The sequence below is a fragment of the Azospirillum canadense genome (genome assembly GCF_025961225.1).
GTDB lineage: Bacteria > Pseudomonadota > Alphaproteobacteria > Azospirillales > Azospirillaceae > Azospirillum > Azospirillum canadense.
The window spans coordinates 680,571-694,788 of record NZ_JAOQNG010000010.1 but is presented as its reverse complement, the minus strand read 5'-3'; the positions used below and the strand labels follow the sequence as shown (position 1 = coordinate 694,788).

14 protein-coding genes are annotated in these 14,218 nt (G+C 68.6%); 3 read left to right on the top strand and 11 right to left on the bottom strand.

Annotated elements, in window-relative coordinates; genetic code table 11:
- Positions 1-14: 14 nt before the first annotated feature.
- Together kduD and M2351_RS38930 are read left to right on the top strand one after the other, a co-directional pair.
- The gene (gene kduD / locus M2351_RS38935; protein WP_264661328.1) at positions 15-773 is read left to right on the top strand and encodes a 2-dehydro-3-deoxy-D-gluconate 5-dehydrogenase KduD; all 759 of its coding nucleotides are present in this window, start codon (positions 15-17) and stop codon (positions 771-773) included.
- A 152-nt stretch (positions 774-925) separates the two neighbouring features.
- On the top strand, positions 926-2,098 hold the full coding sequence (locus M2351_RS38930; RefSeq protein WP_264661327.1) for a glycosyltransferase: 1,173 nt from the start codon (positions 926-928) through the stop codon (positions 2,096-2,098).
- Here the strand turns inward: M2351_RS38930 and modC are convergent.
- The 8 genes from modC to M2351_RS38890 form a co-directional block, all read right to left on the bottom strand.
- Complete coding sequence (gene modC / locus M2351_RS38925) at positions 2,083-3,186, bottom strand: molybdenum ABC transporter ATP-binding protein (RefSeq protein ID WP_264661326.1); 1,104 nt, start codon at positions 3,184-3,186, stop codon at positions 2,083-2,085. The two genes, M2351_RS38930 and modC, sit on opposite strands and share 16 nt — an antisense overlap.
- Entirely contained in the window at positions 3,183-3,851 is a 669-nt protein-coding gene (gene modB, locus M2351_RS38920) for a molybdate ABC transporter permease subunit (protein WP_264661325.1), read from the bottom strand. The genes modC and modB overlap by 4 nt, the downstream gene beginning before the upstream one ends.
- Positions 3,852-3,862: 11 nt before the next feature.
- The gene (gene modA / locus M2351_RS38915) at positions 3,863-4,609 is read right to left on the bottom strand and encodes a molybdate ABC transporter substrate-binding protein (protein ID WP_264661324.1); all 747 of its coding nucleotides are present in this window, start codon (positions 4,607-4,609) and stop codon (positions 3,863-3,865) included.
- 22 nt (positions 4,610-4,631) lie between these two features.
- Positions 4,632-5,435: a TOBE domain-containing protein gene (locus M2351_RS38910; RefSeq protein ID WP_264661323.1), complete on the bottom strand. Its 804-nt coding sequence runs from the start codon at positions 5,433-5,435 to the stop codon at positions 4,632-4,634.
- A gap of 121 nt (positions 5,436-5,556) precedes the next feature.
- Complete coding sequence (locus tag M2351_RS38905) at positions 5,557-6,270, bottom strand: GntR family transcriptional regulator (protein WP_264661322.1); 714 nt, start codon at positions 6,268-6,270, stop codon at positions 5,557-5,559.
- Positions 6,271-6,296: 26 nt separating this feature from the next.
- Positions 6,297-7,802 (bottom strand): mannitol dehydrogenase family protein, encoded by a 1,506-nt coding sequence (locus M2351_RS38900; RefSeq protein WP_264661321.1) that lies wholly within the window; start codon positions 7,800-7,802, stop codon positions 6,297-6,299.
- 279 nt (positions 7,803-8,081) lie between these two features.
- Positions 8,082-9,293 carry a D-mannonate dehydratase ManD gene (gene manD, locus M2351_RS38895; RefSeq protein ID WP_264661320.1) on the bottom strand — a complete coding sequence of 404 codons (1,212 nt, stop codon included), beginning with the start codon at positions 9,291-9,293 and terminating at the stop codon, positions 8,082-8,084.
- Positions 9,294-9,406: 113 nt separating this feature from the next.
- Positions 9,407-10,768, bottom strand: coding sequence for an MFS transporter (locus M2351_RS38890; protein ID WP_264661319.1), 1,362 nt, complete (start codon positions 10,766-10,768; stop codon positions 9,407-9,409).
- 471 nt (positions 10,769-11,239) lie between these two features.
- Between M2351_RS38890 and M2351_RS38885 the strand changes: the two genes are divergently transcribed.
- Positions 11,240-11,989, top strand: a complete 750-nt coding sequence (locus tag M2351_RS38885; RefSeq protein ID WP_264661318.1) for a GntR family transcriptional regulator — start codon at positions 11,240-11,242, stop codon at positions 11,987-11,989.
- A gap of 100 nt (positions 11,990-12,089) precedes the next feature.
- Here M2351_RS38885 and M2351_RS38880 read toward each other — a convergent pair whose 3' ends face one another.
- From M2351_RS38880 to M2351_RS38870, 3 genes are read right to left on the bottom strand one after another with little or no spacing between them, the layout of a single operon-like run.
- Positions 12,090-12,884, bottom strand: a complete 795-nt coding sequence (locus tag M2351_RS38880; protein ID WP_454464605.1) for an amino acid ABC transporter ATP-binding protein — start codon at positions 12,882-12,884, stop codon at positions 12,090-12,092.
- Positions 12,881-13,540: an amino acid ABC transporter permease gene (locus M2351_RS38875; RefSeq protein WP_264661317.1), complete on the bottom strand. Its 660-nt coding sequence runs from the start codon at positions 13,538-13,540 to the stop codon at positions 12,881-12,883. The genes M2351_RS38880 and M2351_RS38875 overlap by 4 nt, the downstream gene beginning before the upstream one ends.
- Entirely contained in the window at positions 13,537-14,202 is a 666-nt protein-coding gene (locus tag M2351_RS38870) for an amino acid ABC transporter permease (RefSeq protein ID WP_264661316.1), read from the bottom strand. Before M2351_RS38870 ends, M2351_RS38875 begins: the two co-directional genes overlap by 4 nt.
- Between the last annotated feature and the right edge of the window lie 16 nt (positions 14,203-14,218).

Here is a 14,218-nt window from a genome sequence, read left to right as displayed (position 1 = left end):
CGGAGACAGACGTTATGACCAATCCTTTCGACCTCTCCGGCAAGGTCGCGCTGGTCACCGGTGCCAACACCGGCATCGGCCAGGGCATCGCCGTGGCGCTCGCCAAGGCCGGCGCGGACATCGCGGCGGTTGACGTCGCCCCGCTCGACGAAACCCAGGGCCTCGTGGAGGCGGCCGGGCGCCGCTTCCTCGGCCTGAAGGCCGACCTGACCAGCATCGCCCCGGTGCCGGGCCTGATCGAGGAGGTCGTCGCCCATTACGGGCAGTTCGACATCCTGGTCAACAACGCCGGCCTGATCCGGCGCGCCGACGCGGTGGACTTCACCGAGGCCGACTGGGACCTCGTGATGAACATCAACATCAAGACGCTGTTCTTCTTCTGCCAAGCCTTCGGCCGCTACGCGATCAACGCGGGGCGCAAGGGCAAGATCATCAACATCGCCTCCATGCTGTCCTTCCAGGGCGGCATCCGCGTGCCCTCCTACACCGCGTCGAAGAGCGGCGTCGCCGGCATCACCAAGCTCCTGGCCTGCGAGTGGGCCGGCAAGGGCATCAACGTGAACGCCATCGCGCCGGGCTACGTCGCCACCAACAACACCGCCGCACTCCGCGCCGACGAGAATCGCAGCGCGGAAATCCTGGGCCGCATCCCGGCCGGCCGCTGGAGCGTGCCGTCCGACATGGGCGGCCCGGCGGTCTTCCTGGCGTCCGAGGCGGCCGACTACATCCACGGCACGATCCTGCCCGTGGATGGCGGCTGGCTGGCCCGGTAGCCAAACTCCTCTCCCGCCTCTCGCGCCCGCTTGCGGGCGCGAGAGGCGGGAGAGGGAGTTCTAGACCAGCCACCTCCACCGAGGCAGAATGCCGCCGTCCGCCGTACCGGCGGACATATTTGATGGAACCGCCGCAACGGCGGGAACCTCGGATGGCTGATGCAGCGGTGATTCTGGCGCTTCTTTCCCTCGCAATCTGGCTGGTGCTGGTCTTTGCCCGCGGCGGCTTCTGGCGGGCCGACCAGCGGCTCCCTCCGGACTGTGACGACTCCTTCTCCGTCCGGATCGCCTCCGTGGTCCCGGCGCGCGACGAGGAGGAGGGCATCGGCCGTGCCCTCTCCTCGCTGCTCGCGCAGACGGGCGTGACGCTGACGACCGTGCTGGTGGATGACCATAGCCGCGACCGCACCCGCGCCATCGCCGAAGAGCTGGCCGCCGAGAACCCCGGCCGGCTGATCGTCACCGGCACCGCCACCCTGCCGCCGGGCTGGAGCGGCAAGCTGTGGGCGGTGGCGGAGGGCATCCGCTGCGCCGAGCGCGCGGTCCCAGACACCGACTATCTGCTGCTGACCGACGCCGACATCGACCTCGGCCCCGGCACGGTACGCCGCCTGCTCGCCAAGGCGGTGCGGGATGACCTGGACCTCGTGTCCCTGATGGTGGAGTTGGACCACCGCGGTCCCTGGGCGCGGCTGCTGATCCCGGCCTTCGTGTTCTTCTTCCAGAAGCTCTACCCGTTCCGCTGGGTCAACGACGCCAAGCGCGGCACCGCGGCGGCGGCCGGCGGCTGCGTGCTGGTGCGCCGCACGGCGTTGGAGCGCATCGGCGGGATCGCCGCGATCCACGGCGCGCTGATCGACGACTGCACGCTCGCGGCGGCCATCAAGCGGTCCGGTGGCAAGATCTGGCTGGGCCTCGCCGACTCCGCCCGAAGCCTGCGCGACAACCGGTCCCTGTCGAGCATCTGGACCATGGTGGCGCGAACCGCATACACCCAGCTGAACCACTCGCCCTGGCATTTGGCCGGCGCCATGCTGGGCATGGCCGTCACCTATCTGGCGCCGCCGCTGGCCGTTCTGTCCTTGCCGCTGCACGGTGGCGCGGCGACGGCCCTCGCCGGTGCCGCCGCTTGGCTGCTCATGATCGTAAGCTTCCGGCCGACCCTGCGCCTCTATGGGCAGCCCGCGCTGCTCGGCGCGCTGCTGCCGCTGGCCGGTCTGGCCTATAGCCTGATGACGCTGGATTCCGCGCTACGCCACTGGCGCGGTCGCGGCGGGCAGTGGAAAGGGCGAACCTATCCGGCGCCGGATCAGCCCTCCGCCTGAAATCCGTCCTGCACCAGCGCGACGCCCTTCACCTGGGCGAAGACGTCCTGCCCCGCTTCGAGCCCCAGCGCGTCCCAAGACTTGCGCGTGACGCGGGCGAGCATCCGCGCGCCCTGCCCCTCGGCGCCCAGCGCCACGACGGCCATCATCTGCACCTCGTCCTGCCGCTCCGCCGCAACGATCCGCGCCGGCAGTGAATTGAGAATCGTGCTGCCCGTCGAGGGCTGGCGGGCGAGGCTGATGTCCGACGCGGCGATGCGCACCCGGCGCCCGGCACCCACCGCGCCGAGATTGCCCGGCACGAGCAGGCGCCCGCCTTCCAGCCGAAGCGCGGTCAGGCCGTAGGCTTCCTCGTGCCCCTCCACCACCGCGGGCAGGGTTACACCGGCCTCGGGCATGCGGGCGATGGGCAGGGACGGGTCGGCTTGGAGTTCCTGCATCGGGCCGGCGGCGACCACCCGCCCCTCCCGCAGAAGCACCAGATGGTCCGCCAACCGCTCCACCTCCGCGATGTCGTGGCTGACGTAGAGCACCGGGATCGGCAGCACACCATGCAGCCGCTCCAGATAGGGCAGGATCTCTTCCTTGCTGAAGCGGTCGAGCGCCGCCAGCGGCTCGTCCATCAGCAGCAGGCGCGGCTGCGACAGCAGTGCCCGCCCCACCCCGACGCGCTGCCGCTCGCCGCCCGACAGATGCTCCGGCGAGCGGTCGAGAAGGTGCCCGAGCCCCAATAAGTCCACCACATCGTCCAGCCGAATGCTCTCCGGCACGCCGCGCCCGACCGTGCGGCGATGGCCGAACAGCAGGTTGCTGCGCACCGACAGGTGCGGGAACAGGCTCGCCTCCTGGAAGACGTAGCCGATCGGACGCTTGTGCGTCGGGCGGAAGCTCCGCTCGTCCTGCCAGACGTCGCCGTCGAGCGCGAAGCGCCCGCCCAGCCGTTGCAGGCCGGCGACGCAGCGCAGCACCGAGGTCTTGCCGCAGCCTGACGGCCCGAACAGAGCGGTCACCCCGCGGCCGGGCGCCTCGAACGCGACGTCAAGCGTGAAACGCCCGAGCGTTCCCTGGAATCTGGCGGTCAAACTCATCGATGCGACCGCCCGATGCGCTTCTCCAGCGTCATCATCGCCAGGATCACCGTGAAAGAGAAGACCAGCATGCCGCCGGCCAGCCAGTGCGCCTCGGCCCATTGCAGGGTCTCGACATAGTCGTAGATGGCGACCGACAGCACCTTGGTCTTGCCGGGGATGTTGCCGCCGATCATCAGGACGACGCCGAACTCCCCCATGGTGTGGGCGAAGCCCAACACGGCCCCGGTCAGGAAGCCGCGCCGGGCCAGCGGCACCGCCACCGTGAAGAAGGTGTCCAGCGGGGAAGCGCGCAGCGTCGCCGCCGCCTCCAGGGGGCGGTCGCCGAACGCCTCGAAGGCATTGCGGATCGGCTGCACCACGAAGGGCATGGAATACAGCACGGATCCGATGACCAGCCCTTCGAAGGTGAAGGCCAGCGACCGCGCCCCCCACAGCGACGCCACCCAGCCGCCCGGCCCCTCCGGCCCCAGCAGGGTCAGCAGGTAGAAGCCGAGCACCGTCGGCGGCAGGACGAGCGGCAGCGCCACCACCGTGGCGACCGCCTCCTTCCACCAAGCGCGCGACCGGGCCAGCCACCAGGCCAGCGGCGTGCCGACCACCAGCAGGATCGCGGTGGCCAGCGTCGCCAGTTGCAGCGTCAGGACGATGGGCTGCCAGTTCATGACGGGCGGGATCAGTTGGACGCCGCGGTACCGTAGCCGTACTTGGCGATGACGGCACCAGCCTCCGGCCCCTTCAGGAAGGCGAGGAAGGCCTTGGCCGCGTCGTCCGCCGCACCCTTCTTCAGCAGCACGGCGTCCTGGCGGATCGGCTCGTGCAGCGTTTCCGGAACGACCCAGCGGGAGCCCTCGCCCTTCTCCATCACCTGCGAAAGGGCGACGAAGCCGACCTCCGCGTTGCTCGTCTCGGCGAACTGGTAGGCCTGGGCGATGGTGTTGCCCTGCACGATCTTGGGCTGGAGCGCGTCGTAGACGCCTAGCTTCTTCATGGCCTGCACCGCCGCAGCGCCGTAGGGGGCCAGTGCCGGGTTGGCGATGGCAACTTTCTCGAAGGAGACCTTTTTCAGCGTATCCTCGCCGGTAACCGTCGCCGGGTTCTTGCTCCACAGCACAAGGCGGCCGATGGCGTAGGTGAAGCGGCTGTCCCCGACCGCCAGCCCGTCCTCTACCGCCTTCTTCGGCGTCTCGTCGTCGGCGGCCAGGAAGACGGTGAAGGGCGCGTCCTGCTTGATCTGCGCGTAGAACTGGCCGGTCGCGCCGAAGCTCAGGATCGCTTTGTGCCCAGTTTTCTCCTCGAAAACCTTGGCGATCTCCTTCGCCGGGGCGGTGAAGTTCGCGGCGACCGCCACGTTGGTTTCACCAGCCCGCGCGGCGGCGGTGACCGACAGCAGCGCGACAGTGGCGAGCAGAAGGCGCTTCATTCCGTGAACTCCCATGACTGGATCAATCGACCGCAAGAATGATGTGCGACGCGTCGATCAGCGCGCAGGCCGGCCCGCCCGCGGCGAGCCCCAGATCCTCAACGCTGTGGCGCGTGATGATGGCGGTCAGCGTCTTGCCGCCGCCGATGTCGAGCGTGATTTCACTGTTGACCGCGCCGTCCTCCCGCCGCGCCACCGTGCCCTCGATCCGGTTGCGGACGGAGGTGCGGCGGGCCTCGTCCACCGGGGCCAGGATGACGAAGGGCGCCTTGATCAGCGCCGTCGCCTCGCGGCCGGGGATCAGGCCCAACTCCCGCACGCTGTCGCGGGTGATGATGGCGGTGATGGCCGTCCGCTCCGACAGGGTCAGCGTGACCTCCGCGTTGACGGCGCCGTCGGCGATGGCGGTCACCGTTCCGCGCAGGGCGTTGCGAGCACTGGTGCGCATGAAGAACCCCCACATCAGCCCGGCCGCGGACAGCCCCGTGCCGTCCAGGTCCGGTTCCAGCGTCTTGAAGGCGCGCGCCATCTCGCCTTCCAGCCGATGGAAGGCGGCCACCAGCCGCACCCCGGCCGGAGTCAGCGCCGTGCCGCCGCCGCGCCGGCCGCCGGCCTGCGCCTCGACCAGAGGCTGGCCGAACAGGTTGTTCATGGCGTCGACGGCGTCCCACGCGGCCTTGTAGGTGATGCCGACCGCGCGCGCCGCGCCGGAGATGCTGCCCTCGCGCCCCACCGCCTCCAGCAGCCGGATGCGGTCGCCCCCGATGGGGGACGCGCCGGTTCCGGCGAGGGAGACCTGCGGGTGGATGGGCTTGGACGGCGACATGCGGTGTGCCCTCAGGCGCTATATACGACAGGTATATAACCATGCCCGCGCGAGGGTCACCACCCGCTTTTTTGCGCTGCATGCATTTTTTCGGACACGCATTTTTTCGGAGAAGGCCGGGTCAGTGCGGCTGGGCGTCGGCCGGCTCGAAATAATCCGGGAACAGGGCCACGATCTCCCGCACGCCCGCCTCGATGCCGGTGAAATGCCCGGCCAGGGCGCGCGCGGCCTGGTCCGGGTCGCTGGCGGCGATGGCGGCGACAATGGCCTCGTGCTCGGCCAGCACCCGCCCGGCGTTGCCCAACGCCGGCAGGGCCAGGTGCCGGCAACGGTCCACCTGCACCTTCGCCTTGCGCGCGACGTCCCAGAATCCGGGATGGCCCGCAATGTCCGCGATCAGGGCGTGGAACTCCTCGTCCGCTTGGTAGAAGTCCGCATGGTTGCCCGCCCACGCCGCCTGGCGCTGGGCATCCAGGTTGCGCTGGAGCCGGCGGAGGCCGGCCGGGGTCGCGCACTCCGCGGCGCAACGCACGGTGGCCTGCTCCAGCGTCCGGCGAATCGCGATGGCCGTCGGCAGGGCTTCGACGGGAATGCGGGCGACAACGCTGCCATTGCCGGGCAGCGTCTCCACCAGCCCTTCGTTGCCGAGCCGGAGCAGGGCCTCATGCACCGGCGTGATGCTGACGCCGAACGCCTTGGCGAGCGGTCGCCGTTGCAGCGACTCGCCCGGCGGGCGCTTCAACGAGACGATGTCGCTGCGCAGCCGACCGTAGATGGCCCCCGCGACGGTCACGGTCTGGGACCCGGCGGCACCTTCCATCAGCCTGTCCGGCATCGTCTCCCCCACAGTGTGATTGAGCGTCAGCCCAGCATGTCCGCCAGCGTCGCCCGGCAGCCTTTCTTCAGCAGGCTGTCCAGGGCCGCCACGACCGCCAGACCGAAGCCGGCATCCGCCACCAGTTCCGGCGCGAAGATGTCGTCGATGGCGAACAGTGTGCCAGCCAGCGCGGCGGGGTCGCGCCCAGCGGAGGCCGCGGCCGCCCTCAGGCGGGCGGCCAGCGGATCGGCGATCGCGTAGGCCGTGCCCTGCTCCGTCTCCTCAAGCGTGAAGCGCATCCAGGCGGCGACGGCCAGCGCGATAAAGCGCGGCGTGCGTCCCCGGCGGACATGCTCCAACGCGGCTTCCAAAAGGCGCGGCGGCAGCTTCTGCGAGCCGTCCGACGAGATCTGGATGGTGCGGTGGCGGAGTGCGGGGTTGCGGAACCGCTCCTCCAGCGCCGCGGTGTACTGCGCCGGATCGACGCCGGGGATCGGCGGGAGGGTCGGGATCAGGTCCTCGTCCCACAGCCGGCGGATGACGGCCGGAAGCTGCGGGTCGCGCATGGCGTCGGAAATGGTTTCGATTCCCGACACCACGCCAAGGTAGGCGAGCGCGGAGTGCGCGCCGTTCAGGCAGCGCAGCTTCATCACCTCATAGGCGTGAACGTCCTCTACCAGCAGGGCGCCAACCTCCTCCCAATGCGGGCGGCCGAGCGGGAAGTCGTCCTCGATCACCCATTGCCGGAAGGGCTCCGTCACCACCGGCCACGCGTCCTCGCAACCGAGCGCGGCCGCGACAGCAGCCTTGTCCTCGTCACGCGTGGCCGGCGTGATGCGGTCCACCATGGTGCAGGGAAAGGCAACGCGGTCGGCGATGAAGCGCCCGAGCGCCGGGTCGCGCAGCTCCGCGAAGCGCGTGACGATCCGGCGCACCGTCTTGCCGTTCTGCGGAAGGTTGTCGCAGCACAGCACGGTGAAGGGCTCCATTCCGGCATCGCGGCGCCGCTTCAATCCCTCCACCAGCAGGCCCGGAACGCTGCGCGGCATCCCAGCACCGCTCAAGTCGGCGACGATGGCCGGATGCGCTTCATCGAGCGCGCCGGTCGCAGCGTCCTGGCAGTAGCCCTTCTCCGTGACGGTCAGCGTGACGATCCGGACGCGTGGGTCGAGCATACGGTCAAGCACGCGCTCCGGCTCCTCCGGGATGACCAGCGCCTCCAGGAAGGACCCCACGACCCGAGCCTCGTCGCCATCCGCCCCGCGGACCAGGAGGGTGTAGAGGTTATCCTGCGGCTCCAGCGCGTCGCGGATGGCCGGCGACAGCGGGTCGGCGCCGATGATGCCCCAGTCCATGTCCCCGGCGGCGATGGCGTCGTCGGTGTAAACCGCCAGATGCGCCCGGCAGAAGGCGCCGAGCCCGATGTGCAGGATGCCGGGCGTGACTTTGGCCCGGTCGTAAGCGGGGCGCTGCACCGATTGCGGAAGTGCCGCAAGGCGCGCGTTGTCGAGCCGGGCGGATGCGCCGTCCGGGAGGGAGGACGTGGACATGACGCTTTGATCCTTCGTGTCGGGCGTGGCTGTGGCTTGATTGGGCCGCAAGGGGGCGATCCGTCCGCGCAGAGCGGACAGCCATGGCCGTGCCAGCGAATTTTATAAAAAGAGGCGGTGCGCATTCCCCCTCTCCCGCCCCCGGCGGGAGAGGGGGGCCCACGAAGTGGGAGGGTGAGGGCTTGGTTTCTCGGGCAGACCTTGCCCTCACCCTCCCATGCTACGCATGGGTCCCTCCCTCTCCCTGCGGGTTAGGGAGAGGGGTCGAAAAGCGTGCGCTTACCAGTTCCACAGCGTGCCGTCGGCCAGACGGGCGACGGGCAGGTAGGCGGGGTTGTAGGGGTACTTGGCGGCCAGGGTCTCGTCGATGTCGACGCCGTGGCCGGGCACTTCGCCGGGGAGCATGTAGCCGTCCTCGAAGCGGTAGGCGTGCGGGAAGACCTCGTCGGTCTCCGGGCAGTGCTCCATGTGCTCCTGGACGCCGAAGTTCGGGACCCAGCTGTCGAAGTGCAGCGCCGCACCCATGCAGATGGGCGACAGGTCGGTGGCGCCGTGGCTGCCGGTGCGCACCTGGTAGAGTGCTGCGAGGTCGGCGATGCGGCGCATGTGCGTGATGCCGCCGGCGTGCACGACGGAGGTGCGGATGTAGTCGATCAGCTGGTTCTGGATCAGGTCCTTGCAGTCCCAGATCGTGTTGAACACCTCGCCCACCGCGACCGGCGTCACCGTGTGCTGGCGGATCAGGCGGAAGGCTTCCTGGTTCTCGGCGGGGGTCGGGTCCTCCATCCAGAACAGGCGGTAGGGCTCCAGGCTCCGGCCCAGGCGGCCGGCCTCGATCGGGGTCAGGCGGTGGTGCACGTCGTGCAGCAGGTGCGGACCCATACCGTGCTTCACGCGCACCGCCTCGAACAGCTTGGGCGCGAAGTCCAGGTAGGCCTCCGTCGACCACACCGACTCTTCCGGCAGGCCCTTGGTGGCGGGCTCGTAGAACTTGCTCTTGCCCTTGGCGACGCCGTAGACGCCGCTCACCCCGGGGATGCCGGACTGGGCGCGGATCGCCTTGTAGCCCTTCTCGATGTATTCGCCGACGCGGTCCACCGTCTCCGCCACGTCGCGGCCGTTGGCGTGGGCGTAGACCATCACGCCGGTCCGGCTCTTGCCGCCCAGCAGCTGGTAGAGCGGCATCCCGGCAAGCTTGGCCTTGATGTCCCACAGCGCGGTGTCCACCGCGGCGATGGCCGACATGGTGACCGGCCCGCGCCGCCAGTAGGCGCCCTTGTACAGGTACTGCCAGATGTCCTCGATCTGCTGCGGGTCGCGGCCGATCAGGCAGGGGATGACGTGGTCCGTCAGGTAGGACGCGACCGACAGCTCGCGTCCGTTGAGCGTCGCGTCGCCCACGCCGTATACGCCTTCGTCGGTGACGATCTTCAGCGTGACGAAGTTGCGGCCGGGACTCGTCACGATCACGTACGCGTTCTGGATCTTCATGGGAGGCTCCGGGACCCCTTCAGGTCCGACTGGGAAAAAACTCTGCGATGACGACTGCGGGGGGCCGGGACGTTCCGGGACGCAGGCGCGCGCCCCGGACCATTCCTTTGGGATCAGACCTCGATCCCGGCCGGGGTCATGCCGGACCCGGTCTTCGGCAGGATGAAGTGCATGATCGCAAGGCCGACGAGGTACAGGACCGAGGCGATGGCGAACAGCAGGTGATAGTTGCCGTTGGTGGCGTCGAGCAGGCGGCCGACGCCCATGGAGACGAACATGCCGACGAAGTAGGCGCAGAAGCCGCCGATGCCGACCACCGACCCCACCGCGTTGCGCGGCATGGTGTCCGACACGATGGTATAGACGTTGGCCGAGTAGCCCTGGTGCGCCGAGGCGGCGATGCCGATCAGCACGACGGCGACCCACATGCTGGAAACCTGGGAGGCGAAGAACACCGGCAGCACGCACAGGCCGCAGATCAGGAAGGTGATCTTCCGGGCACGCAGGGGCTTAACGCCGCGCTTGATCAGGTGGGAGGACAGCCAGCCGCCGCCGACGCTGCCGAAATCGGCCATGGTGTAGATGATGATCAGTGGAAGCATCGCGCCGAACAGGTTCACGCCATACTGCTTGGACAGGAAGCCCGGGACCCAGTTCAGGTAGAACCACCAGACCGGCGCGCTGAAGCAGGTGCCGACGATGTTCGCCCAGGTGCCGCGGTAGCGCAGCAATTGCAGCCAGGGAATGTTGACCTGCGGCTGGACCGGGTCGCTGCGGATGTAGGCCAGTTCCTCGGCCGTCATCTTCGGGTGCTCTTCCGGCTTGCGGTAGATCAGCAGCCAGGCGATGACCCAGAAGAAGCCGATGCCGCCGGTGACCAGGAAGGCGGCCTGCCAGCCCCAGACGGCGAGCAGGATCGGCACTAGGATCGGTGCCACGACGGCGCCGACGTTGCTGCCCGCGTTGAAGATGCCCGTGGCGAGCGCGCGTTCCTTGGCCGGGAACCACTCCGACACGGCCTTGATGGAGGCCGGGAAGTTGCCGCCCTCGGTCAGGCCTAGGCCGGCGCGGGCGACCTTGAAGCCGAAGACGCTGCCCATGAAGGCGTGGACGCAGGCGAAGAAGCTCCACCCCGCCACGGCGGCCGGAAGGCCGATGCGGATGCCGATCTTGTCCATCAGCCGGCCGCAGCCGATGTAGCCGAACGCGTAGGCCAGCGAGAAGGCCGCGACGATGTCGCCGAAGTCGGATTCCGTCCAGTTCATGTCCCCCATCAGGGTGGACTTGAGCAGGCCGAGGACTTGGCGGTCCATGTAGTTGATGGTCGTCGAGAAGAACAGCAGCGCGCAGATGGTCCAGCGGTAACGGCCGATGTGCTTGCTCACCGTGACCGCCGCGGCGCGGGCGCGCTCGCCGGTGGTGGGGGTGGCGCTGGCCGGCGGGCTTGCCCCGGTGACTTCGAAATCAGCGCTCATGATCGAACTCTCCTGATGCTGGCGCGCGCCGCGGGGTGCTGGGGCGCGCCGCATGCGTGTGCCCGTCGCCGCCGGCCATGCGGCGGGCGGTCGGAACGAAGTGGAGGATGGCTTTAGCCTGTGTCGGAGCCCGCGTACCGGGTTTCCACCGCCCTAGCTTCTTCCTTCTTGGAGCGGCGGAGCGAACCTCTTGCTGGCTGACGTTGATATACTACCATTCCAGTATGGCACGGTCAAGACGAGCGCCCTTTGCAACCGGCCGCGAATCCGCCGGAACGGTGCGGCGGGACGCCGCATTTGGCATGCGGGACGGACAATCTCATGCCCGTGTTGAACCGGACTGGTATGGAAGCGTATAACGGACGGGCACGCGACGCCCTTGCGTGGGCCCTTTGCGTGGGCTCATTGGGTGGATTGTGGAGGCCCGGCACAAGCGCATGAACACGGGACGGGGAATGGTGGAGGATGGCGATGCTCGACAGGATTGAACCGGATTCGTCGGAACCTGTGGCGCGGCGCGTCTTCCGGGACCTGCGGCAGGCCATCGTCACGATGCGGTTCCGGCCGGGCCAACCCCTGTCGGAAGCGGAGGTCGCCAAATCCCTGGGCATCAGCCGTCAGCCGGTGCGCGAGGCCTTCATCAAGCTGAGCGAGGCCGGGCTCGTGTCCATCCGCCCACAGCGCGGCACCTTCGTCGTGAAGATCTCGGCCAAGCAGGTGATGGACGCGCAGTTCGTCCGCCAAGCGGTGGAACTGGCCGTGGTGCGCAAGGCGAGCCAGGAACTGTCCGCGGCCGCCATCCGGGACCTCCACGGCATCATGAAGCAGCAGCGCGTCGCGGCCGTCGAGAACCCGGACATCTTCCTGGACCTGGACGAGGCCTTCCACCGCTCCATCGCGCTGGGTGTCGGCTGCGAATACGCGTGGCGTGTGGTGGAGGAAACCAAGGCTCAGATGGACCGCGTCCGCTACCTGAGCATCCCGGAGCAGGCGACGCCGATCGAGCGGCTGATCACCCAGCACGAAATGATCCTGGAGGGCATCCAGGCGCGCAACCCCGACTTGGCGGAATCCGCCATGCGCCTGCACATGGGCGAGATCCTGACCTCCCTACCCGACCTGGAGAAGCGCTTCCCCGACCTGTTCGACAGCGACGGTGCTGCGCCGACCCGAGGAGAGGACGCCACGCCCCGGCGCGTCCCGGTCACGACAAAGGTCTGAAGAGTCGGCCGCAGGCCAAAGAAAAATCACCACAGAGACACGGAGACACAGAGAAACTACGCCCTCTCTGTCTCCGTGTCTCTGTGGTGAATTCTTTTCTTCAGCCGTTCCAGCCCAGGTGGCTCAAAAACGACTGCGTCCGCGCGTGGGTCGGCGCGTCGAAGATCTGGGCGGGCGGCCCCTCCTCGATCACGCGGCCCTCGTCGAAGACCAGGATCCAGTTGGCGACGCGGCGGGCGAAGCTCATCTCGTGGGTCACGACGACCATCGTCATTCCCTCCTCCGCCAGCCGCTTCATGACGTTCAGCACCTCGCCGATCGTCTCCGGGTCGAGCGCCGAGGTCGGCTCGTCGAACAGCATGACATCCGGGTCCATGGCCAGCGCGCGGGCGATGGCGACGCGCTGCTGCTGGCCGCCGGACAGGGCGCTGGGATGGTTGCCGCCCTTGGCGCCCAGCCCGACCTTCTCAAGCAGCATCTGCGCCTTGGCCCGCGCCTCGGCCGGGTTAGCGCCGAGGATGGTGATCGGGCCGACCGCGACATTCTCCAGCGCGGTCATGTGCGGGAACAGCTCGAAGTTCTGGAAGACCATGCCCATGCGCTGGCGAACGTGGCGGAGTTCGCCCTCCGTCTTCGGCAGCGGCTGGCCCTCGAACACGACGCGCCCGCCGTCGGCGATCTCCAGCGCGTTGGTGCAGCGAAGCAGCGTGGACTTTCCCGACCCCGACGGGCCGATCAGGCACACGACCTCGCCCTTGTTGACCCGCGCCGAAACGCCGTTCAGCACGGTCAGGGACCCGAAGCGCTTGACCACGCCGTCGTATTGGACGACCGGCGGCTGGTCGCCGTTCTTGCGGAGGCCGGCGGCGGTGGATTCCATGGTGGTCGTGCTCACTCGGTGACCCCGTATTTGCGGTGAATCCAGTCGACGATCTTGGCCTGCGGGTAGCCCAGCAGCCAGTAGATCGCCGCCATGGCGGTCAGCATCTCCAGCACCCGGAATGTCTGCGACCGGATCTGCAGCGCGGTGTGGGCCAGTTCGCCGACGGCGATGACGGACACCAGCGACGTGTCCTTGAACAGCGACACCCAGGTGCTGGCCAGCACCGGCAGGATGCGCCGGACGGCCTGTGGCAGCACCACCTTACGCATGGCCTGCGACCGGCTCATCCCCATCGCCATGGCCGCTTCCAGCTGCCCCTTGCGGATCGAGTTCACGCCGGCCCGGAAGGTCTCGGCGTTGTAGGCCGACACGTTCAGGCACATGGCGACCAGCCCGGTCGCGAAGGCGGAGAACTGGATGTCCGTCAGAATGGGCAGGACGTAGAAGGCCCAGTAAACCAGCAGGATCAGCGGGACGTTGCGGAAGAACTCCACGAAGACCGTGCCGGCGAAGGACACGGCGCGGACGTGCGACTGCCGCATCAGCATCACCGCGATGCCGCCGGGAACGGCGATCGCCATGGTCGCGACGGTCAGCGCAATGGTCAGCAGCACGCCCTGGGCGAGGTCGCCGCGGTACTGCCAGACGACGTTCCAGTCCAGGGTCATGACCGCCCCAAATGCGCGACCCGGCGGTAGAACGCCTCGACGGCGCGCGTCACCGGGAACAGGATCAGGAAGTAGGCAAGCATCGCCGTGGTGAAGACCTCAATGGGGGCGTAGTTCTGCGCCGCGATGGTCTCCGACTGCCGCATCAGGTCCGGCACCGCGATGACGGAGGCGATGGCCGTGTCCTTGATCGTCACCGACAGCAGTGAGCCATAGGCCGGCAGCATGCGCACAACCGCCTGCGGGAACAGAATCTTGCGGACGATCTGCGCGCCCGACATGCCCAGCGCCCGCGCCGCCCGCACCTGCCCCGGCCGGATGGAGTTCAGTCCGGCGCGCAGGATCTCCGACACGAAGGCGGAAATGTGCAGCGTCAGCGCGGCCAGCGCCGCCCAGAAGGGCGGCAGCGTGATGCCGGTGACCAGCGGAAAGGCGAAGAAGGTCCACACCAGCACGACCAGCACCGGGATGGCCCGCATCGAATCCACGTAGAAGGTCAGCGGCACGCGCAGCCAGCCCGGCCCGTAGACCCGCCCGAGGCCGAGCGCGATGCCGACCAGCGTGGCCGCCACGATGGTGGCGACCGACAGTTCGATGGTGATCAGCAACCCCTGGGCCAGGAATCCCCAGTTGTCGACGATCGGCGAGAAGTCGAAGTCCATGGCCGTCCCTATGGCC

Bases quoted from the DNA above. Each gene is read 5' to 3' on its own strand.
- kduD (WP_264661328.1), top strand. From the start codon at position 15: ATGACCAATCCTTTCGACCTCTCCGGCAAGGTCGCGCTGGTCACCGGT.
- M2351_RS38930 (WP_264661327.1), top strand. From the start codon at position 926: ATGGCTGATGCAGCGGTGATTCTGGCGCTTCTTTCCCTCGCAATCTGG.
- modC (WP_264661326.1), bottom strand. From the start codon at position 3,186: ATGAGTTTGACCGCCAGATTCCAGGGAACGCTCGGGCGTTTCACGCTT.
- modB (WP_264661325.1), bottom strand. From the start codon at position 3,851: ATGAACTGGCAGCCCATCGTCCTGACGCTGCAACTGGCGACGCTGGCC.
- modA (WP_264661324.1), bottom strand. From the start codon at position 4,609: ATGAAGCGCCTTCTGCTCGCCACTGTCGCGCTGCTGTCGGTCACCGCC.
- M2351_RS38910 (WP_264661323.1), bottom strand. From the start codon at position 5,435: ATGTCGCCGTCCAAGCCCATCCACCCGCAGGTCTCCCTCGCCGGAACC.
- M2351_RS38905 (WP_264661322.1), bottom strand. From the start codon at position 6,270: ATGCCGGACAGGCTGATGGAAGGTGCCGCCGGGTCCCAGACCGTGACC.
- M2351_RS38900 (WP_264661321.1), bottom strand. From the start codon at position 7,802: ATGTCCACGTCCTCCCTCCCGGACGGCGCATCCGCCCGGCTCGACAAC.
- manD (WP_264661320.1), bottom strand. From the start codon at position 9,293: ATGAAGATCCAGAACGCGTACGTGATCGTGACGAGTCCCGGCCGCAAC.
- M2351_RS38890 (WP_264661319.1), bottom strand. From the start codon at position 10,768: ATGAGCGCTGATTTCGAAGTCACCGGGGCAAGCCCGCCGGCCAGCGCC.
- M2351_RS38885 (WP_264661318.1), top strand. From the start codon at position 11,240: ATGCTCGACAGGATTGAACCGGATTCGTCGGAACCTGTGGCGCGGCGC.
- M2351_RS38875 (WP_264661317.1), bottom strand. From the start codon at position 13,540: ATGACCCTGGACTGGAACGTCGTCTGGCAGTACCGCGGCGACCTCGCC.
- M2351_RS38870 (WP_264661316.1), bottom strand. From the start codon at position 14,202: ATGGACTTCGACTTCTCGCCGATCGTCGACAACTGGGGATTCCTGGCC.